The 20,517-nt window shown below is 43.7% G+C and carries 20 protein-coding genes and 1 pseudogene; 15 read left to right on the top strand and 6 right to left on the bottom strand.

Annotated features, from left to right (window positions below; all coding sequences use genetic code 11):
* Positions 1-227: 227 nt before the first annotated feature.
* Complete coding sequence (locus QXL29_07940; protein ID MEM2284521.1) at positions 228-782, bottom strand: NUDIX hydrolase; 555 nt, start codon at positions 780-782, stop codon at positions 228-230.
* A 151-nt stretch (positions 783-933) separates the two neighbouring features.
* Between QXL29_07940 and QXL29_07935 the strand changes: the two genes are divergently transcribed.
* Positions 934-1,137, top strand: coding sequence for a hypothetical protein (locus QXL29_07935; protein ID MEM2284520.1), 204 nt, complete (start codon positions 934-936; stop codon positions 1,135-1,137).
* Positions 1,138-1,183: 46 nt separating this feature from the next.
* On the opposite strand, the gene QXL29_07930 is transcribed toward QXL29_07935, so the two are convergent.
* Entirely contained in the window at positions 1,184-1,408 is a 225-nt protein-coding gene (locus tag QXL29_07930; GenBank protein ID MEM2284519.1) for a hypothetical protein, read from the bottom strand.
* A 118-nt stretch (positions 1,409-1,526) separates the two neighbouring features.
* On the opposite strand from QXL29_07930, the gene QXL29_07925 reads away from it, so the two are divergent.
* From QXL29_07925 to QXL29_07900, 6 genes and pseudogenes are all read left to right on the top strand, one after another.
* A complete protein-coding gene (locus QXL29_07925) occupies positions 1,527-1,826 on the top strand; it encodes a hypothetical protein (protein ID MEM2284518.1) in 300 nt (99 codons plus the stop codon).
* A gap of 71 nt (positions 1,827-1,897) precedes the next feature.
* On the top strand, positions 1,898-2,302 hold the full coding sequence (locus QXL29_07920; protein ID MEM2284517.1) for a HEPN domain-containing protein: 405 nt from the start codon (positions 1,898-1,900) through the stop codon (positions 2,300-2,302).
* Positions 2,303-2,318: 16 nt separating this feature from the next.
* Positions 2,319-2,651, top strand: a pseudogene (locus tag QXL29_07915) (nucleotidyltransferase domain-containing protein).
* A gap of 581 nt (positions 2,652-3,232) precedes the next feature.
* A complete protein-coding gene (locus QXL29_07910; GenBank protein ID MEM2284516.1) occupies positions 3,233-5,467 on the top strand; it encodes a hypothetical protein in 2,235 nt (744 codons plus the stop codon).
* Positions 5,468-5,582: 115 nt separating this feature from the next.
* Positions 5,583-5,831: a hypothetical protein gene (locus QXL29_07905; protein MEM2284515.1), complete on the top strand. Its 249-nt coding sequence runs from the start codon at positions 5,583-5,585 to the stop codon at positions 5,829-5,831.
* Positions 5,832-5,834: 3 nt separating this feature from the next.
* On the top strand, positions 5,835-7,211 hold the full coding sequence (locus tag QXL29_07900) for a tripartite tricarboxylate transporter permease (GenBank protein MEM2284514.1): 1,377 nt from the start codon (positions 5,835-5,837) through the stop codon (positions 7,209-7,211).
* A 225-nt stretch (positions 7,212-7,436) separates the two neighbouring features.
* Here the strand turns inward: QXL29_07900 and QXL29_07895 are convergent, their stop codons facing one another.
* Entirely contained in the window at positions 7,437-8,792 is a 1,356-nt protein-coding gene (locus QXL29_07895; GenBank protein MEM2284513.1) for a sodium:solute symporter family protein, read from the bottom strand.
* 633 nt (positions 8,793-9,425) lie between these two features.
* On the opposite strand from QXL29_07895, the gene QXL29_07890 reads away from it, so the two are divergent.
* The 5 genes from QXL29_07890 (at position 9,426) to QXL29_07870 (ending at position 11,681) form a co-directional block, all read left to right on the top strand.
* A complete protein-coding gene (locus QXL29_07890) occupies positions 9,426-9,671 on the top strand; it encodes a hypothetical protein (GenBank protein ID MEM2284512.1) in 246 nt (81 codons plus the stop codon).
* 441 nt (positions 9,672-10,112) lie between these two features.
* A complete protein-coding gene (locus QXL29_07885; protein MEM2284511.1) occupies positions 10,113-10,334 on the top strand; it encodes a hypothetical protein in 222 nt (73 codons plus the stop codon).
* The gene (locus QXL29_07880) at positions 10,331-11,092 is read left to right on the top strand and encodes a DUF72 domain-containing protein (protein MEM2284510.1); all 762 of its coding nucleotides are present in this window, start codon (positions 10,331-10,333) and stop codon (positions 11,090-11,092) included. Before QXL29_07885 ends, QXL29_07880 begins: the two co-directional genes overlap by 4 nt.
* Before the next feature lie 76 nt (positions 11,093-11,168).
* The gene (locus QXL29_07875; GenBank protein ID MEM2284509.1) at positions 11,169-11,387 is read left to right on the top strand and encodes a zinc finger domain-containing protein; all 219 of its coding nucleotides are present in this window, start codon (positions 11,169-11,171) and stop codon (positions 11,385-11,387) included.
* A gap of 15 nt (positions 11,388-11,402) precedes the next feature.
* Positions 11,403-11,681, top strand: a complete 279-nt coding sequence (locus tag QXL29_07870; protein ID MEM2284508.1) for an elongation factor 1-beta — start codon at positions 11,403-11,405, stop codon at positions 11,679-11,681.
* 90 nt (positions 11,682-11,771) lie between these two features.
* Here the strand turns inward: QXL29_07870 and QXL29_07865 are convergent, their stop codons facing one another.
* Positions 11,772-12,995 (bottom strand): zinc ribbon domain-containing protein, encoded by a 1,224-nt coding sequence (locus tag QXL29_07865; GenBank protein ID MEM2284507.1) that lies wholly within the window; start codon positions 12,993-12,995, stop codon positions 11,772-11,774.
* A 302-nt stretch (positions 12,996-13,297) separates the two neighbouring features.
* Between QXL29_07865 and QXL29_07860 the strand changes: the two genes are divergently transcribed.
* Positions 13,298-15,490 carry a CDC48 family AAA ATPase gene (locus tag QXL29_07860; GenBank protein MEM2284506.1) on the top strand — a complete coding sequence of 731 codons (2,193 nt, stop codon included), beginning with the start codon at positions 13,298-13,300 and terminating at the stop codon, positions 15,488-15,490.
* 118 nt (positions 15,491-15,608) lie between these two features.
* Positions 15,609-15,875, top strand: coding sequence for a hypothetical protein (locus QXL29_07855; protein ID MEM2284505.1), 267 nt, complete (start codon positions 15,609-15,611; stop codon positions 15,873-15,875).
* Between the two features lie 8 nt (positions 15,876-15,883).
* On the opposite strand, the gene QXL29_07850 is transcribed toward QXL29_07855, so the two are convergent.
* The gene (locus QXL29_07850) at positions 15,884-16,738 is read right to left on the bottom strand and encodes a TatD family hydrolase (GenBank protein MEM2284504.1); all 855 of its coding nucleotides are present in this window, start codon (positions 16,736-16,738) and stop codon (positions 15,884-15,886) included.
* Between the two features lie 136 nt (positions 16,739-16,874).
* On the opposite strand from QXL29_07850, the gene QXL29_07845 reads away from it, so the two are divergent.
* Positions 16,875-17,294, top strand: a complete 420-nt coding sequence (locus tag QXL29_07845) for a hypothetical protein (GenBank protein MEM2284503.1) — start codon at positions 16,875-16,877, stop codon at positions 17,292-17,294.
* A 72-nt stretch (positions 17,295-17,366) separates the two neighbouring features.
* Here the strand turns inward: QXL29_07845 and QXL29_07840 are convergent, their stop codons facing one another.
* Positions 17,367-20,489, bottom strand: coding sequence for a hypothetical protein (locus tag QXL29_07840; GenBank protein ID MEM2284502.1), 3,123 nt, complete (start codon positions 20,487-20,489; stop codon positions 17,367-17,369).
* Positions 20,490-20,517: the final 28 nt, after the last annotated feature.

The raw sequence follows: 20,517 nt of genomic DNA, 5'->3' as shown, positions 1-20,517 counted from the left end.
TTAGTTCTTCAGGCTTAACACCCTCGTGAAGCTTCTTAAGCAAACTCTTAACGAGCTCTATTTTTCTTTCTTCAATATTTGACACGTGTCACACCAAAAAGAGAATGTTTTCAGAGTTTATAAGCTTCTCTCGCTTAAGCTGTGCGTGCTCAGGTATTGTGATCTAAACGCGAAGCACTTAAAATCGCTTCAGCCACTACTCAGTAGATTTAATCTTGAGTGAGTCTCTAGCTAATAGGTTTAGCAGGATTTAAGGTCTTGAGCAACAGTATTGCTAGTAGTGTTTTAGCATCTACATACTTAGCCTTAGTTAGTGTTTCAAGAGCTTCTTCAAGGCTTAACTCAGTAGTTTTTATGAGCTCGCCTGGCTCGGGCGAAGCCCCCACGTATTTCAGCTTCCTAGCCAGGAATACGTGGAGTACTTCATCACTGTAGCCGGGAGCTGTATATACAGAGGCCACCCTGATTAGCTCCTCAGCATCGTATCCCGTCTCTTCCCTCAACTCCCTCTTTGCAGCACTGACTAAATCCTCGCCTTCCTCAACTCTACCTGCAGGGACTTCCAAGACCCAGTTATTGACTGGAACTCTAAACTGACTTAAGAGGACCACCCTACCGTCTTCTTTTACGGGGAGAACAGCTACTGCCTCACCAAACCTGATTACGTCTCTTAACACGACCCTACCCTCATGCAGGTAGGTCTTCTGAACTAGAGAAACCCTTTTACCGCTACAAAGAACAGACTCGCTGACGAACACTAAGCTATCGTGCTCTATGAGCACCACCCATAGAAAATATTACGGTAATAACTAATTATGAGTTAACGTCACGATCCTTAAGTATCTTCTGGACGTGTTGGTTCTAGCTTAATATCTTTACTAGGTAAGGAGTAAGGATATTAACTAACAAATGCCAACTTTATCAGGGGTCGGCTTGAGCTTGCTTGACCCTACGCTGACGTTCTTCCTCATTTTCATGGCGTTGCTGATTTCAGTGCCTTTCTTAATACGCGTGAGTAATTCTAGGTCTTTATCTAGAGTCAGAAGCTTGATTAAATTTCTTAGTAAGAGCATCACACTGACTAAGCCTCTCAAGGTAGAGTTCGGTGTCTTGAGGGCTAGAAGCTACTATGTATAGTAATAGAGGATATCACGTCATGACAGAGTTCTTGAGTAGTAGTGCTTTAGTAGAGAGTATAAGCTATGAAGGCTTGTATAGTAGCTCGTATTTGCTGAGCGGTAGACAGCAAGGGTGTCGGACACTTAGTAGCTCTGGCAGTTAAGGTGGTCTCGCGTGAGGGGAGGAACGTAGTCGTAGCGTGTTTAGACCCTTCGAAAACACCTAAGATTAGCAAGCTTGTTGAGGTGAGTGACTCTAGAGCCGCGTAAAATCTGAAAAGGATAATCAACAGCAAGTATGTCGTTAAGGCTTCATGGCTTGCCAGTAGTGCCGGGCGGTGGAAGGTTCTCTATGATGAGAAGAAAGGCGTTTACACAGTCACGACAGAACCTAGTGTTGAGGGTAAGGTGAGGAACGCGGTAGTTAAGCTGTGTGTCAAGCCCTCCACGATACTCGCTAGTGAGGTCTGCAGGAAAGTCCTCGAGTTCAAGAAGCCTGGCGAGGAAGCGCTGACGGAGCTAGAAGGTCTTCAAGAGAGGAGAATATTTATTGAACATCTAAACTTAGTAAACTTAGGCAGGCTAGCTAAGTCTTTAGGTATAACTGCCTACCCACACATTTCAGGATACGCTGAGAACATGGTTAAAGTAAAGCTGATCCTCAACGTCCCCTTCTCAAGAGATGTAGTAAAGGAAGAAGCGATCTAGTCTGAGTAGGGGCGCACGACGCTTTACACGGCTTTTTATTTACTGTTGAGAGAGTTTATTGATGATGTGTCTTGGTTTCAAGAGCCTCAGACTGGTTGAGGCAGGCTCTCAAGGATTTAGAACATGCTAAGAAGTCTTTCGAAGTCGGTGATTATGAGTGGGCTTGTTTCGCCGCTCATCAAGCTGCTGGGAAGAGCGTCAAAGCTCTTTACCAAGCTCTAGGTATTGAGGTGTGGGGTCATTCCGTCTCTAGGATGCTATCTAGCTTACCTGAGAACTTAAGGCCTGGCGAAGAACTAATTAATAAGGCTAGGGAGCTTGACAGACACTACATACCTACTAGGTACCCGAATTTCCATCCAGAAGGTGCTCCGATGGACTACTACACTAAGAGCGACGCGGAGAGAGCCATCGCTCACGCGAGTGAGGTGATAGAGCACGTCAGAACTAAGATTCTTCAAGCTAGACCGGAGTGAGGTTTTAAGAAGACTCCGCAAGTACGCTGAAGAGAGAGTTAGTCGAGGAGCTATAGCCGTCTACCTGATAGGCTCACTAGCTAGAGGAGACTACACAGCATTCTCAGACGCCGACTTAGTAGTAATCGTGAGAGATGATCCTAGAAGACCTATAGACAGGCTAATAGAGTACATAGACCCTACACTACCCCTAGATCTTGAACCCAGAGTCTACACCCTACACGAACTAGAAGAAATGGCCGCCGGAAAAAGCAGGCTGATTAAGGAGTTGATTGATTACGGGGTCTTGCTAGCCGGGGATGAGTTACTGCTGGATAGATTGAGAAGAGTGTTTGAAGGGCGGCTCTAGTAGTTCTCGTGTTTGGCTCTTCTCTGCGTATAGATAGAGGATACTCCCCTTATTCATCCCCACTCCCGGTGGGCTGGACTGGAAGTTTTGGTTTTCGGGTTAGTGTTGGTGTAGTTAATACGCACTTAACTTTACTTAAGTGAAGTTAACCTCTCGACTCATTACCTCAATAGAGAATCTATGATGATAGAAAGAAGAAGAAAAACAAGACTTTCTTGAGGTCTTAAGACCTAAGTCACTAGTTCTAGAAACCCCCTTATTAAGATACTTAAAAACAAGAACTAACTAATACACTAGCTAGTCGATAAACGAGTAAGCTAGCCAGCAACACGTTATTGCTCTCTGTTCTTTGTTTAGTGGGTGTTGTTTTGAGGGATTTCTTTGTATGGAGAAGTAATGATTCTTTGTATGGAGATTTGCGCGTGAGAGACACTGGCTTCTCGAAAGCTGTAGACCTAAGTCAAGCAGTTCAGAAACTCCTGTGTTAGGGTTTCATACTTGGTGTACTGCGTGAGAGACTATGTCATGAACCGCCAGACTTTTAAGTTCTATAATCAGAACAGTTTCTGTAGGGATTGAGAGTGACTGAAGAGAGCGGGGATAACAAGACCTTCTACAGAGCCATACAGTTTAATATTGAAGACCCTTACGGGTTCTACGCAGACAAAATCACTGCTAAGTTGCTTGTTGAGGTTGCTCTAAGAACACACGCTAACACACTCATAGTATTCGCTAGAGACCCTTGGGGTAGAGTCTTCTACGAAGGGAGCAATATATACCCTAAACACCCTAACGCCGCACTAGACTTGAGGGAACTGAGGAAGTTGACTAGAGAGAATAGGTTGAGGCTAATCATAATGACTGACCACACAGCTAACAGGTACGTGTACAGGAAGCACCCAGAATACGCTCAAAGAAATAAAGACGGTGAGGTGATAGTCTTAGAACACCTCCCGACAGCAGAGAAAGTCGTAGACCCTCACTGGCCTCAAATATGCTTGAATAGTCCCGCACTAGAAGAGTATTTAATCCCGGAAGCAGAAGAAGCGACGAGATTAGTAAGTCCTGACGGGGTACTCCTAGACAGCTTCAGGTACTTGCCCGACCCACCCAAAGCTTGCTACTGCAGGTACTGCAAGACCAGATTCAGAGAAGAGAATAATGTGGAACTGCCTGACGTGGAAGACGAGGAAGACCCTACCTTCAGGCTAGCGTGGGAGTGGAGACATAAAGTAACTATAGAGTCGATGAAGAAGATAAGAGAAGCTATCAAGAAAGCAAAACCAGACACTCTCTTCCTATATAACAGCCACCCAGTCGGGTGGGCAGGCAGAGGAAACATAATAGTAGAGAAGACTAGAGACATACTAGACGGAGTCTTCGCCGAAGCAAGCGAGTTCGACATAATAGACTACGCATACATAGTCATGGCAACAAAACTCTCTAAAGCACTCGTAAACAACGAGAAAGCAGTCCTAGTCAGCAGAAACCTCTTCTACATATTCAGGACAGTCCAGTCAGCAACTAAGCTAGCAGTAAAGCAAGGTATTAGATCTATAGTAGCCGCTGGAGGATACCCCATAGCAACAATATTCTCGAGCCAGTTCTTCGAGGACCCGAGAGCACTAGACTACCTAGCCGAAGTCTATGAAGAAATAGAGTGTCTCGAAGACTTACTCACGGGCTTAGAACCCGTCAAGCACGCAGCAATACTATTCGACAGCGAGACACACGACAAGTACTTCTGGAGGAAGCCAGCAATATATCTGGCTGAGCTAGAAGGACTAACACAAATACTCATGTCAAGAAACTTGCCGATAGAATTCATAACCATGAAAGACGTAAAGAAGGTCAAAGACTACAACATACTCATAGCACCGACCACCGCGGTCTTAGGAGATGAGGAAGAAGAAATACTGAAGAACTACGTCGAGGGAGGCGGGGTCTTGCTCGCTACAGGAGAATTCGGGATCATGAGACCTGACTACACGTACAGGCACGCACTAGCTCTCGAGAAGTACCTGGGCATCACTCTAGAAGGGTTCTTAAACACGGGCTACATATACCTACAGCTAGACGTCACGCCAACCATATACGACGACTACTGGAGCGGACTCCCCAAATCAGTAATACTAGGTGATCAGAGCCTCAGATTCAGGATAGAGAGGACAGAAAAAGAGCTGGGAGACTTAGTCAGGGTGAGACCAATAAATGCTAAAGTCTTGTCACTAGTGAAAACTACTAAAGCGCCTTACGGCTACGAATACACTTTAGGGAGGAGCACACCACCCCCCGACTCAAACCTAGAGAACGCTGCAGGGATAGTCTTAGCACATTTAGGGTCGGGCCTAGCACTCTACTACGCTGGCAGAATAGGAGCACACTACAGCAGGTTAGGACACCCAGACTACGCAGAACTAATATTAAGACCCCTCACAAAACACACTAGCAGGCCTCCAGTAATCGTGGAAGGTCCTGAAACACTACAGACAGAATACTACAGGAAAAACGATAGGATAGTAATACATATAGTAAACCACACATACAACCAGAGAATACTCACAGCACCTACAGGACCGAGTAAACAAGCACTTCCCACCTTCATACCGCCCTACAGCGTACACCCGCCAAGAACACTCATACCAATCCATGACATAATCATCAAAGCTCGAGTAGAAGACACGCAAAAAACTTACAGAGCTTACGAAGCAGTATCACGTCAAGAACTAGAGACAGTCTTGAAGAGAAACTATGTGGAAGCGAGACTAAAGAACCTAGAAGAATACGCACTCGTAGTCATAGAACCAAGAAACTAGAACTAGTAACTAAGACCCTGTCTTCTTCAATACCTTAAGATATTGACTAAACATGACTTAGTCTACTGACTACATTTATAAAGTCACCCTATTACTAATTACTGGTGTAATTACTATGAGTGAAGACAACGAGACTTATTACGAGCTATACGGTGAGTATATATCACTAAGAGAGCTTAGCATAACTACAGCTATATCAACCGTTTTAGCTCTCGTATTCTACTCTCTAGCACCCTACATAGCCAGCAGCGTAGGTCTGCCGCCTGCTGGACTCATGATAACGTTCGGCGCGATAGGAGCTTCAGTAGGGTTTGCTGTAGGAGTCTTCATAGCTAAAGTCAAGCGTGTTGTGAGGGAGGTGTAGTTCATGGACCCGTTCTCAATACTTCTCATAATAATCCTATCAGCACTTTCTACTCTACTCTATATATTCATAGGGATACTTCCGGGAACTGACGAGACAGCTACTATGGCTCCCGTACTGCTCACGTTACTTCTCGCTGGAGTAGACCCCCTATTAGCTCTAGTATGGTTTATCGCGAGCATAGCTGCTTTCAAGATGGCTGACAGCATACCTGTCGCGCTAGCGGGAATACCCGGCGGTGTTATGGCAGTGCCTCAAGTCCCTGACGCGGTCACAGCTAAAGAGAGCGGCTTAGCCGACACGATATTGAGGAAAGGTATTGCAGCAAGTGTTGTGGGTCAATTCGTTGCCTTAATAACTACCTTAACAGTCTCTTACTACCTCATGCCCTTAGGTGACTGGCTGAGGGCAACTGACGAGATACTGCCTAACGTCAAAGTCGCTAGGTGGTTCTGGATACTACTTGCTGGACTATTAATACTTGCGTTAACTTCTAAGAATAAGTGGCTGGCTCTGCTATCTATACCTTCCTTCGCGTTAGGGATTCAAGGCCTTAGAGCAGTCTACGGCAAGCCTGTCTACATAAGTTTCTTCCTTGGAATAACTATAGGTCCGATGATGTTTGAACTCTTGTCAATGCTTCATAAAGAACTCAAGAAAAACTATGAGAAGAAAGGACTTAAGGAAGTGAGACTAGCTAAGATAGGTAGCATACCACTCAACCCATTCAAAATACTAAGTAAGGAGGAGGCAGCTCAAAGCACTGTCTGGTCAGCCGTAACCTCAGTCCTCGCGACAGTCATGTCGCCCGTAGGCCTGACGATACTCATAGGAGACTTACTAAGAGAGAGCAAGAAAGACAGGATTAAAGGCTCAGTACTCGCTTACACAGTGAGAGACGCGATAAAGAACGCCACGTACATAGGCGGCACACTAATACCCTTGCTAGTCATAGGACAGCCAACAGGACCTATGGCTGCCGGACCGGCCATGCCGTTCTTCCAGAAGCTAGAGAGTCTAGGTATGAGCGCTAGAGACTATATAGTCACGAACTACGACTACATGACTATAGCTGTAGCAGTGATAGCGGCATCAGCGATAGCCTTCCTAGTAGCTTACCCGATACTCGTGAAGTACTCGAGAAAAATAACCTTAGCAGTCTTCAGGAGAGTCCCTGCAGAAGCTCTTTACGGACTCTTCATAGCGATAGTAATAATGTTATCTTACTACGACGCCAGACTAGCAGGAATTTTCGGGACGCTCGTAATAAGCTTAATTTCAGGAGCTTTATGGAAGTTAGGAGTCTCGCTGGGAGTACTCTTCATGACGCTCGTAGCAGCACCAACACTAGTAGCTATACTAACAGGACTACCAATATAGCAATGTAAAATAAACAAATTTTTAGCTAAACCACAATTTCTTTATGTCTTACCCACCCTCCCTAAGGTACTTAATAAATTCTTTTCGTTGTGTGCTCGTTGCTAACACTTAAAATACACTCTGAAAAAGACTCACTAATAATTTGCTAATTTCAATTTCTAAAGACACTCTTTAAAGAAGTTTTAAAGCGTAATTAGTGACTAAAAAATAGGTTTGTTTAATGTTTTAACCCCATTTAAGCAGTTTTGCTAATTGCTCCTCAGGCTGGGTGGGTTTAGTGATCAGGCTGACTACGATCATTACTATAAATGAGACTAGAGCACCCCAGACATAAATAATCTCATATATCTCCGCAGGTATGAAGCCCATTATACCTGCTAGTGATGCTATGAAGCCCGCTATCATGCCCGCGACAGCCCCTTCTTTTGTAGCACGCTTCCATAAGAGACCAAGTACTAATGGCACGAAGACTCCGGAAGTATAGAGGTCGTAAGAGTAAATCAGTAACTCGATGATTCCCCGCACAGTCAATGCGGCCGCCAGTGAGAACACGCCAACTATAATCGTTACTATTATGGAGAGCTTCAACATCTGCCTGTCAGTAATTCTTGGGTTGAATCTGTAGTAGAAGTCCCTGACAACATGTGAGGTAGCCGCTAACAGGAGCGAATCTGCAGTCGACATAACAGCGGCAAGTATAGCCGCTATGAATATGGCGCCGACTATAGGACCTAACATAACTAGAATCAAGTGTGGGATCGCAATCCTCGGAGTTTTGAGGATCTCTCCCGGGCTTGGCGAGAGAGCTAGCGCTGCCATGCCAGCAATAGCTGGTATAAACGAAACTACGATTAGAAAGATTCCTGAAAGTAATGAAGCCCTAACAGCTACTTTCTCGTCTTTTGAGGCGAAGAGTCTCTGATAGAAGTCCTGCCCTATCAACGTGTACATGACTGTAGCAACAACTGTGAGAACTATGACTGCAGCTCCTGGCGAGAATATATTGAAGTATTCGCTTGGCGGACTACTGATTACGCCAGCTGAGTACAATTCGCTGAGCCTGCCTTCAATGCCCGCAAAGCCGCCCACACTTACTAAAGCGAGCGCGGCAGCTATTACGACACCGATAGTTCCCAAGATTATCTGGATGAAGTCAGTAAGAGTTACTGCCCAGAGACCTGATATGGCGGTATAGGCTATGAATATTATAGTAGCGAGAATTGACCCCCAGAGTCCAGGCAACCCCATAGCTTCAAAGACTGCTCCAGCAGCCCACACCTGCGCTCCTATAATACCAACAAGTGCTAAGAGAGATAGCAATGCAGATATTGCTTGAACTGAGTACCCGCGGTATCTCATTCGTAGTAATTCAGGCACCGTGTATAATGCGAGAGCTCTTGAGAGTTTAGCGAACGTAATTCCGAGTAGCGCTAACCCAAGCCCACATGCGGCTCCATACCAGAACCCGCCAAGCCCGTACGTCGCGCCCCACGACGCACCACCAAGGACAAACCCGCCACCATAGTGTGTTGCCGCAAGCGTAGCGGCAGCCAGCAAAACTCCAAGCCTCCTGCCAGCCAGAAGGTAGTCATCCGTTGACTTAATAAACTTTTTAGCCTACACGCCTATACCTAGCATTACTAAAAGATAGAACACTACGGTGGCCCATAATATCATCGTCTCCAGAGCGGACCACCAGAATACAATATTTTTCAATTCAAATTTAAATATTTCTGCATCCTGAAAATCTTGTTTAAGAGTCGTGAGGCAACAGAGCTCACTTCCGACTAGAAACTACAGCCCCTACATGAAACTAAGTTTCATCAGATACTGTTCGCTCGTCAAAAAGAAAGTAAAAGATTAGGAGTACGTGAATATTAAATGAAATAATCAACATTAACTTCAGATATAAGAAAAACGTGAAGGATTAAATTTTAATTAATTAAAGAACACTAGCACTTCTTTGGTTTCTTCTTTTCTTCTTTTTTCTCTTCTTTCTTTTCTTCTTTCTTACTCATAGGGGATACCCCCATGATATACTTTCAGAACAGGCTCTTAAATACTAGATGTACACCCAGGCACGCAAGCCCGTTTTAGAATGGCGTTGCGACAGTACCATATTTTTAGGAGTCTTTTTAAAGGCTGCTTAGTTGGGTTGGTGCATAGGTTTATTCTTATTTATGACTTACACTAAATTAGCTTGGGGGAAGTTACTTGAGTAAGGCTGGCTCGAAAGGGTATGTGAAGACCAACATATTCTTGACAGTATACGACGACGGCTTTGTTAGAGGCTTACTCGAGGAGTTAAGTAGGAAGAGTTATAAGATTCTTGAGTTTAGCAAGAGTGAGGTAGTTGATTACTTCTACTACATATCGGTTGAGGGAAACGCGAAGGAAATTGAGGGACTAATTAAGGATAAAGTACCCTGGTATAAGGTAGAAGTACTCGAGTTTAGCTGATAGGAGTTAACGTAGCTTCAGACAGATATCGCACTATCTGACTCCAGTCTCGCTGTGTTTCACTCGACTCACGCATTTTCTAGCTAGTAAGACTTTATAAGAATTAAAGCATTAATAAAGTTGATGAAGAGCGGACCACGGACTGAGAAGTGATGTGATCGTGCATTACTGACTTACAGCATTAAGTTTCTTAAGAGGTGGTGGGTCTCTATACATGGTCTTTATCTTTAAATGTACTTGATCCTCAATATTTCTCGGGGGTGAAGGTCTGTAAGCTCTTTCCGCCTTATCGTTAGAGTTGATGGTAAGGGCCGCATTACTCTGCCTCTCTATATTAGGAGAGAGTTAGGTATTGAAGAGTACTCTACGGTCGAGTTAGTAGTAGATCAAGCTAAGAGAGAATTAATCATAAGACCTATAACGCCGTCAGGCGAGTATTTAATGAATCTCGAGGTAGAACTTGAGAATCCCGATAAGGTGAGTGAGTTAGTCAACTTAATAGTTGAGGGTGGTGGCGAGCTAAAGATAATTAAGTGCGTGCCAAACCCTAATAAGTGCTTAGTTTCCGTGAGTGTAATTGATTTGAGAGCTGGAGAAAACCTAGTAGAAACTTTATCGAGTAAAGGGTTTTTAGTTAAGGTCGCGGAGGATTGGAAGAAGTGATTAAAGTAGTAGTAGGTTGTTGCGGGTTTCCATCCTCAAGAAGAGAATACTACGTGAGTTTTGAAGCAGTAGAATTACAAGAAACCTTCTATAACCCGCCAGACCCGGAAAAACTGAAGAAGTTACGTGATGAAGCGCCTGAAGACTTCAAGTTTTCTATGAAGGCTTGGCAAGCAGTAACTCACCCTCCCGACTCCCCTACATGGCGTAAATCTAGGTTTAAGCCCCCTAACGAAGTCAGGGACAATTACGGCTACCTAAAACCGACTAAAGAAAATCTTGAAGCGTGGGAGTTAATAAGGAAATCTGCTAAAGTTTTAAGAGCTACGTACGTGATACTCCAGACACCCCCCTCATTCACTTACAGCACAGAAAATTTAATGAATCTTAAGACATTCTTAGAATTAACGCGAGAGAAAGACTTCAGAGTAGGCATAGAATTAAGAGGTGATTGGCGTAACTATTCAGAAGAACTAAGAAGAGTTCTTGAAGATTACGAGACGGTAACACATGTTACTGACCCTTTTAAGTGGTTCCCGCCAGTTACGAAGACTGCTAGCTACTACTTTAGACTACACGGTATAGGACCTCACGAAGTAAACTATAAGTACAAGTACTCCGCGGAGGACCTACAGAAACTCAAGAACATGGTAAGAAGTCTAGAAGGAGCTCGTGAAGCTTACGTGATGTTCAACAACGTTCATATGAAGGAAGACGCGCTCAAATTCAAAGAACTCCTTCAAGAGACTAGCGAGTAGAGCAAGAAAGCACAGAGTCTTATCTTAGGGTCTAATCTTTTTAAGCTTACTAGTACTTCTTTTAAGGCGAGATGCGATGGCGCAAGTAAGCGAGTTTAAGAGTAGAGGCCCTGTAATAGTAGAGGCTGCTACACCACCTATCTGTAGTAGTTGCGGTAAGCTAATATCCCCAAGTGAGAAAGCTACTAGGTTTGTGTGTCCTAGCTGCGGCGTAGTAGTTATTTGGAGATGTAGTAAGTGTAGAGAGCTCTCAAACCCGTATAAATGCCCTAACTGCTGGTTTGAGGGGCCTTGATGGGGGTGAGGTTGTTTGGGTAAGGTCATAGTATCCCTGCGTGTAAATCCTGAGAGTGATGAGGTAGACTTAGATAAGTTAATGAGTGAGATTAAGTCTAAGTTGCCATCATACTACGAGATCTTGAGGCATGAGAAAGAGTACGTAGCCTTCGGACTCTACGCATTGAGACTCTACATCGCAATGCCAGAAAACTTTGAAGGAGGAACTGACGAGCTAGAGAGGAGTCTCACCGAAATGAGCGGGGTCTCCTCCATAGACATAGACTTCGTGACAAGAACAGACGCCTTATAACCTAGAAACTACTACTGTATTATTTTCCCCTAATTAATATAATGGATGCAAGTTCATGTAGTAAGAGAATTAAGTAATTAACTACGGGGTTCAGCTCTTATATAAGTTTATATTGGTTGATTTCATTGCCTCATTTCTGTTCCCCCGCATCGGTCTTGGGTTTGCATCACCCTTAGGGGCTTTCGGGGGTACCCCTAGACCCCCACATCTTGAGTACCTGTATAATAAGTTTATGCATGCAATTACGTCTCTATCTCCTGTGAATCTACATCTACTACATCTTAGTATTCTACCACCATTATTTTTTAACCTGCTCCCACATTTCGGACATGTTGATGATGTTTTCCTAGGGTTAACGTAGCTAACTAACAACCCCCTCTCTAAAGCTTCATAGCTAATAGTGAACTGTATTCTCCTATAGAACCATATAGATAGCTTCTTGTTAAATGAGCTACCTCTGTTAACTCTACCCTTAAGTTTGTTTAGATTTTCGAGAACTATGGTTGAGTTGTGTTCAACAGCTATATCCGCTACTCTATCGCCCAGCTTGTGAGCGTAGTCCCAGGCTATGCTCCTCATCCTATCACCGTGTTTTTTGATAGCTTCTCTAACTCCTTTAATGAACTTCCACGATTTCGGGTACCTTCTCTGAATCCTCTCAATCCATATCCTGTGCGTTAATATCTTCCTAAGAGGTGTTTCAAAGCGTTTAAGCCTGACCATCCTTCCACTAGGTGTGAATACTGCTAGAGTAACGTTATCGAAATTAACGTCAACAGTCATTACGGTCCTAGACTTCCTGAGCATAACTGTTTTCTTGAAGTATACTGCTACGTAGACCTTATCTTCAACAACCTTCACAGCTATTTCATAATTACTCCAATCCTCATACTTCCTTATTCTCTCTGTAGATGTTAGTAGTTTTAACTTAATCTCCCTATCTTCATGTAATTTCAGAATGAGTGTTCTATTCTCCAGGTCTAGCTTGTAGTCGTATCTATCTATTCTTGCTGTTAATTTCCTGAGGAGAGGCTTTCTACCACCGTTCTGTTTGCTAGCTTTAACCACTGCTTTAGCGTAGGTATATACCTGCTTAACGTGGTGTGCTCTAAAACCAAACCCTCTAAGCTCTGAGTAGAACATCTTGTGTAAAGTTTTAATTGATGGTACTTCATCTAGATTCCAAATACTATTTACTACTAGCTGAACTGCATTACGGTAGAGCTTCAGGAACTTGAGTAGAGTGAGGTAATCATCGCTACTCTCGGGGAGAGCTCTCATCTTAAGAGTCTCGACGAGCTCTTTACCCCTCATTGAATAGCTCACCATATCTAGAATTATAAATAAAGAGTTTATAAAGTGAATATATGGCTAGAATCGAGATCTTTAGGTGTAGTGTCATAAAGTATAGGAGAAGAGATTATGTCCTCTACCTGCTGGGGAAGGACAAGGAAAAATCAAACAACTCCACGGAAAGAAGTCTACATACTAATCATAGCGAAGAATAACATCAAGCAATATAAACCTATATGAAACCCGAAACAGCTACGTGAGGCTTAATAATACGGCCTTCATACATATTATAAGCACTGTAAAGTATAGTGTTGTGAGGGTGGATGATGTATAGCAAGAGTAGGGAAGTAATGGTGAGGGTTGCTGAAGCCAGCAAAAACGACGCTTTCAGGGGTAAGGTCAGGATACCTTCGAAGATCTTAAACTCTATAGGTGCTGAAGAGGGCGACGCTATAGAAATAATAGGCAGGAGGAGTACCGTAGCTATAGCGTGGCCGGCGTTACCGGAAGACGATGAGAAAGACATAATTAGGATGGACGGCATAATAAGAAAGAATGCTGGGGTAAGTATAGGCGATAGAGTCATTATTAGGCGAGTTGAGGTTAAGCCTGCCTTGTCTGTCAAGCTGGCTTTAACAGACTCTTCTAGCCAGATAAGTGGTGGAGAATCTACTCTTAAGATGATTAAGAGGAGGCTACTCAATTACGCACTCGTTGAGGGCGACTTAGTGCCGTTCCAGCTCTTAGGTTCAGTCATATTCTTGCAGGTCATATCTACTAGGCCTGCAGGACCTGTATTAGTTGATGAGTCTACTAGGCTGGTCTTAATAAACAAACCAGCACAGACTCTAAGGATGATGCGAGTCACGTACGAGGACGTCGGCGGCATGAAAGAAGTAGTAGAGAGAGTTAGGGAATTGATTGAGTTGCCTCTCAAACACCCTGAACTCTTCAGGAAGCTAGGTATAGAGCCTCCTAAGGGTGTCTTACTCTACGGACCCCCAGGTTGCGGCAAGACTTTATTAGCTAAAGCAGTAGCTACTGAGGCCGACGCTTACTTTATTGCTATTAATGGTCCTGAGATTATGAGTAAGTATTATGGTGAGTCTGAGCAGAGGTTGAGAGAGATTTTCGAGGAAGCTAGGAAAAACGCACCAGCAATAATATTCATAGACGAAATAGACTCAATAGCACCAAAAAGAGAAGAAGTAATAGGAGAAGTAGAAAAAAGAGTAGTAGCACAACTACTAACACTAATGGACGGGCTTGAGGGTAGGGGGGACGTCATAGTCATCGGAGCCACGAACAGGATAGAAGCAGTAGACCCAGCACTAAGAAGACCAGGAAGATTCGACAGAGAAATAGAAATACCCATGCCTAACAAGCAAGGAAGACTTGAAATACTCCAGATACACACCAGGAACGTGCCGCTAGCAGAGGACGCAAACCTAGCTAAACTCGCTGAGATAACTCACGGATTCACAGGAGCTGACTTAGCAGCTTTAGTTAAGGAAGCAGCACTAAACGCGATAAAAAGAGTCCTCAACGGCGTAAACATAGACGAAGACATACCCCCGGAAGTCTACAACAACTTAGTCGTGAATATGAATGACCTAATAAACGCTTTGAAGGCTGTTCATCCTAGCGGGCTCCGCGAGCTCTACGTCGAGGTCCCCGAGGTTAGGTGGTCTGACATAGGCGGCTTAGAAGACGTCAAGCAAGAACTTAGAGAAACTGTTGAGTGGCCCCTGAAAAACCCGGCATCATACGAGAGACTAGGTGTGGAGCCGCCTAGGGGTATTCTTCTTTATGGTCCTCCTGGTTGTGGTAAGACTTTACTTGCTAAAGCTGTTGCTACTGAGTCTGGAGCAAACTTCATAGCAATTAAAGGACCAGAAATACTAAGTAAATGGGTAGGAGAATCAGAAAAAGCAATAAGAGAAATATTCAGAAAAGCAAGACAAGTAGCACCAGCAATAATATTCTTCGACGAAATAGACTCAATAGCGCCTCTCAGAGGCTTCTCGGGAGACTCGTACGTTAGTGAGAGAGTAGTGAGTCAGTTACTGACTGAGATGGACTCTATCGAGAAAATAAAGAACGTCATAGTCATAGCAGCCACTAACAGACCTGACTTAGTTGACCCAGCTCTCTTAAGACCTGGGAGGCTAGATAAGCTGATATACGTCCCTCAACCAGATATTAAGGCTAGACTAGAGATACTCAAGGTCCTCACTAGGAGAACGCCTCTATCACCTGAAGTTAGCTTAGAAGAAATAGCTAAGAAAACTGAGGGATACTCAGGCGCTGACTTAACCGCTCTAGTTAGGGAAGCCGCGTTAAACGCCTTACGCAGAAATTACGAAGCTACTCAAGTAACCAGAGAAGACTTCGAGTACGCACTACGTAAGGTGCCTCCATCTCTTACACAGGAAATCGTTAAATTCTATGAAGTATGGTCTAGCAGAACTAAGCAGAGATTACCACATGTACTCACACACCCCTACCAAATATGATAGGTCGTGTGTTCCCGTTACTCAAGTTAGAGAAGGTCATTCCCAAGTCTTAAATTGCGTAAAGCTTAAAACTTCTTAATCTTAATTAACTTAGGCAGTCTTAAGCGGTGGTAACTAATTGAGTAGTACTAAAACAACTGCTAATGTAGCTTTCAAACTACTTGAAATAGCGGTTAAGAACGGTTGTATGATTAGAGAGGATCAACTCTACACAGAGTTACGCAGTGAGTTCGGCATATCTTACTCAGAATTCGTCAGGTTACTCATGCTACTGGAGATGCGTGGTTTGATCAGAGTTGTTCTAGCTAAAGGCAACATAAAGAACATACTCTTGAGTGAGGTTAGTAGAGAGCAGCTAGGAGTTCAGGACAAGTGTATTGATTAAACCTCGGGTTATGGCGGGGAGACACCGTAAAGTGACACGACATTATCTATCAAGTATTTCGTTAAGACTTCCTCGTAGTCTTCTCTCTTACTCAGTAGTTTTTCTACTTCTTTACTTATGTCCCAGGGATACATTACTGCTCCAGGTCTTCTAGGGTCGTCTATGAAGTCACTTTCTACCAGAGCTTTAGTAATTCCTGACTCTAGTGTGTTTGTGAGGAGGTCTTCACGTCCTAAGACAGTCATCGAGTACTCAAACTCTTCCGCAGTCTTTGCTAGGAATGTGGTTGCATGATGGAATACTACCTTGTTCTTAGGTATCTTAGCAAGTCTCGCTAGGTAATCTACGGAAGCTATAGTTGCTAGTCCTCCTTGCTCTGTATGTATGTGGATGAGTGAGTCTGTATCTCTACATATCTCTAGAGCCTTTATCAACACGATCTCGTTAACTACTACAGATTCTGGCAGAGTCTTGTAGTGTGGACGCCCGAACTCTCCCAGCCCGTCTATCTTACCCTCAAGCCTCAGCTTCTTAAGATGCTCTAAAGCCTTCCCTAAAATTTGTAAGACCTTGTCTGTTCTGTGAGAACCAGCAATCCTAACTAACTCATCTACGTATGCTGGGTGAATCCCTGCTAAGCAAGCTACTTTAACACCCTCCTTCCTAGCCTTACTACACTCAATCACGTGTGTCTCGAAAGACTTAATAATACCATCTAAGCCCGTGCTGAAGCCGTAATGGCTAGGTGGGAGAGATACTAAAGCTATAAACCACCCACCAGAATCTTTGAATCTCCTGACAACTACCTCACCGCCCAAGCCTGAAGGCGATACATGCGCGTGCGCGTCAGAGACTAATAACACTCCAAACCACACTCAAAAACTAATAGTCTAAAGTCAAAAATACTTACGTAGTAGTACTAACTCGAACTAGCTACTGAGAGTCTGAGAAAATAAATATATTCCCCTAGCAAGTAATTTATTGTGGGTGTGTCTCAAAATGAGCTCCGTGATTAGAGAGTTTAATAATATTGCGGAATTCATAAAAAGCATTGATGAAGACTTAAACGATTACAGGAAGAAGCTTGCTGAGCTACTTAGAAGACTAGAAGAACTGAGAGTTAAGGTAGAGCACGAGAGGAAGATCAAGTCGGCGTTCACTAAGCTAGGATTAACTACTGAAGCTCCCGAACCTAAGAACGTGATAGACTTAAAGAATATCAAGATAGTAATGAATCCGTCAGCAGACCAAGAGCTAAACAACCTGGAAAGCGTGGTTGAGTCACTCAACAACAAGATAACCATGCTGACATCCATAAAGAAAGACTTAGAAGTTTTAGGGAGTCTCGACGTAGAAGTAAGACTGACTGCTATATACTTAGAAGGACTCCCCAAAACACTCATAATTAAGTATACGTGAAGTGAATAAAAGTTTTAAATATCAAGTATAAACAACTAAGACGTTATTTACTCATAAAATTACTCATAAAACCTAGAATAGTGTTTCTTCCTTGCGTAACCTCTGATATATTATCGTTCTGAGTTTAAGAGTTCCGTAAACAGCTAACGCGGCTATTATTATGACAGCTATTATAGGTAAGTACCTGAAGAAGAGCGTGATTGGTTGGGGGCTCATATATACTGGCAGGTCTGTGTCTCTGTCTAGAGTTATCGCTCTAATCTCGTCGAAATACCCTGACGCTATCACCTCAATCCTTATATCACCGTAGAACAGCTTAGTCTCAACAAATCCTTCTTCATAAGTGTTTAAAGTAGTTATGAGGTTCCCTGTCTCTAGGCTGTAGAACCGAACTTCAGCGTTCTTTATGGGTGTCTCACCTTCCTGAACTCTGACCCTCAAATTATAGTATCTTCTAGTCACTGGGATATTGAGTGACGTGTTGTTAGTTAGCTTAATCAAGACTGTCTGCGATGGGTTATAAGCTACTTCATACCTGCTCGTAGGCCTCACTTGCAGGGTGTATGACCCGTAAGGCAGTACTACACTAACGTTTTGAGCTACATCACTTGCTACTCTAGTGTCATTAACAAACACGTCGAAGGTCCCTCTAAGGATGTTTATTGTTGCGTCCCTAATACTCAAGCTCAACGTGTAGGTGTTTCTAGAGATTCTCACGACTCTAGTAGTAGGTGATGCTAGGGTTAAGTTCATTGTTGTCGGCCTATATACTGCTTCATAACCCTCTAGAGGTCTAACATACACGGTGTAATCACCGTAAGGTAGCACGAAGTAAGCTCTAGCACTTACAGGGTCTACTGTCTGAACGTTACCTTCTACCTCAACTTCTACTGGAGCAATCAACCTACCCGTTAAAGAGTCCTCAACTCTTACTTCAAGTAAGTATATCTTCCTGAAGAGAGTCACTTCAACTGATTGATTTTCTGAGATTAACAGTGCTGTCTCGAAAGGCTCGTAAACGCTCTCAAACCCTGGCGCAGGACCTACTCTCAAGACGTGAGCCCCGTACAGCACACGCACTTCAGCATACCTGCTAGTACTTGAGGGTATTACTGTCTTGTTATCTACTATTACTGAGTAGGGAGCAACTAGGTCTCCAGATACTGAATCAGTTACACTCAAGTATAGCGTGAATTCTTTGTAAGTTAGCGGGACCTCCAGGTACACGTCTCTGAACGTGCTGACTTCAACGAACGCTTCCGCAGGATTCACGTAAGGTTTCGAGTGAGTAACTAATATCTCGTAAGTTATGTTAGGCAGTATATTATCGAAGACAACTACGCCCTCCTTAGAAGGAGTCTTAGTTAGTGAGCCTCCAGGATACTTAAACGTTACTAAAGCTTCCGTCACGGACTCATTGCCTGGCGGGACTACCTTAATGACTGCTTTACCAGCCTTGAAGCTCTCTAAAGATATGGGTTCGCCGCCAACAATTAAATCTAGGTTTCTAAGGATAGTTAGTTTATCGCCACCGCAAGTCACTCCAGCACTGAAATCACTTAGCATGTCTGAATCTACATAAGGCTCCTCAGCGAAGTTGAGGACTAAGTCTCTCCTCAGTAGGGGAGTCAAGTACGGCGTGAGTCTAAGTACTTGCAGGCCTTCTGAAGTCTCCAAAAATATTGCTTGATTTTCACTGCCGGGAAATATCTTGACCTTATTTACTTTTCCTCCAGCATTGTAGGTGTTGAGTAGTCTGTACGCTCTGCCAGCTACGTTCTCGACTAGCGAGTAGACTTTTATTCTACCATCACCTAAGACAAGAACTGCTAAACTACCGTCATACAGCGTTAAAGCACTACTTAATTTAGTTCCAGTACCGGCGTACTCCATAGTTAAGGAGGTTTTCTTGAGTGAAGCGTTCACTCTAATTAGTTTTAAGTAGTTGTCTTCAGGATCGTGATAAGTGACTAGATACTCAGTGTCGTTAACTCCTTTAAGGAATGAGAGACCAGATGCTGTAGGCATTATCTTAAAGTCTATGAAGCCTAAGCTAGTGAAGTTCTCGGGCGCATCACTAACGTCTAGGACCTCAAGATTAGAGAGAAGGAATTCCGGTGTTCTGTAGTAGGCTGATGCAGGGGTAGTTATCGGGGGTGCGTTGAGAGTGAATGTAGTTATGTATACTCTATCAGCGTATGGTGGGAGGAATGAAGTATCGTACGTGTAGTTGTAGTTCCTACCATATATGTCCCAGACAGTCACTTGAGCTATCAGACCCCTAGGAACAGGTATCTCAACAACTCCCTTCTCGTTAGCGTTGAATCCGTACCTGTAAGTCAGCCCTAGCTCAGGATTATAAGCGATCACCTCAACCAGAGCGTTTGAGGCGGGCAATAAAACGTCGTCACTCCAGTAAGTCACGTTAAAAACTAAAGTAACGAAATCTCCTCTCTCAATCCAAGCTATGACTAGGCTTGAAGCGTCGTAGTAGTAGCTGGCCTCATTAAATATTGTTAGGGGTGCTATGTCCTGCGGCAAGATCCCCTCATACGACGTTGTGGCGTTACCTACTCTATTGCCGATCTTTAAGACACCGTTAGACCCCTCACTAAACACGTATACGTAGCACGAGGTGCAGGCACCAGTAGTTGGGAGCCCTTCACTAACTAATGCCGCTACCCTATACTCACCTGACTGAGTTCGAAGTATTGCTGTCTTCTTAACGTAAAAGTCAGCGCCTAGTATTGCTTCAAGCATCTTGTAGATTCTCCCACCACTCACGCTGAAGAGTAGTACCTCACCTTTATCAGTCCCTATAGAGACTCTATTAATTGGCCACCCGTCAGTAGAAAAAGAAGTTACTCTCCCTACTAGCGGGTATAACTGCAGTGTCTCGGCTTCAGTGTATGGGTTACTTACGTCAAGTAACGCAATGTAATCTCTGAGAGGACCTGAAGCAACAACCATAACTACAGACTTATTAATTATCAAGACTTTAGTCACGCTCAAGTTCCCCACTATCCTGACTGGCACGCTGTACGCGTAAGGCGTGCCCAACTCTATATCTTGAATTCGTGTCTCTGCTTGAGCGGGGGGCAGGACTTGAGCAAATAACACAGCTAGTGAGGTCGTGAACAACATCAAAGAAATAAGCAATGATATACGCTTCTGAGTTAACTTAGATGAACTCATTTTAATGACACCTAAGAGATATGTTGTC

This window comes from Zestosphaera sp. (assembly GCA_038843015.1).
In the GTDB taxonomy this organism is placed as follows: domain Archaea; phylum Thermoproteota; class Thermoprotei_A; order Sulfolobales; family NBVN01; genus Zestomicrobium.
This window is presented reverse-complemented; position numbering and strand designations above follow the sequence as displayed.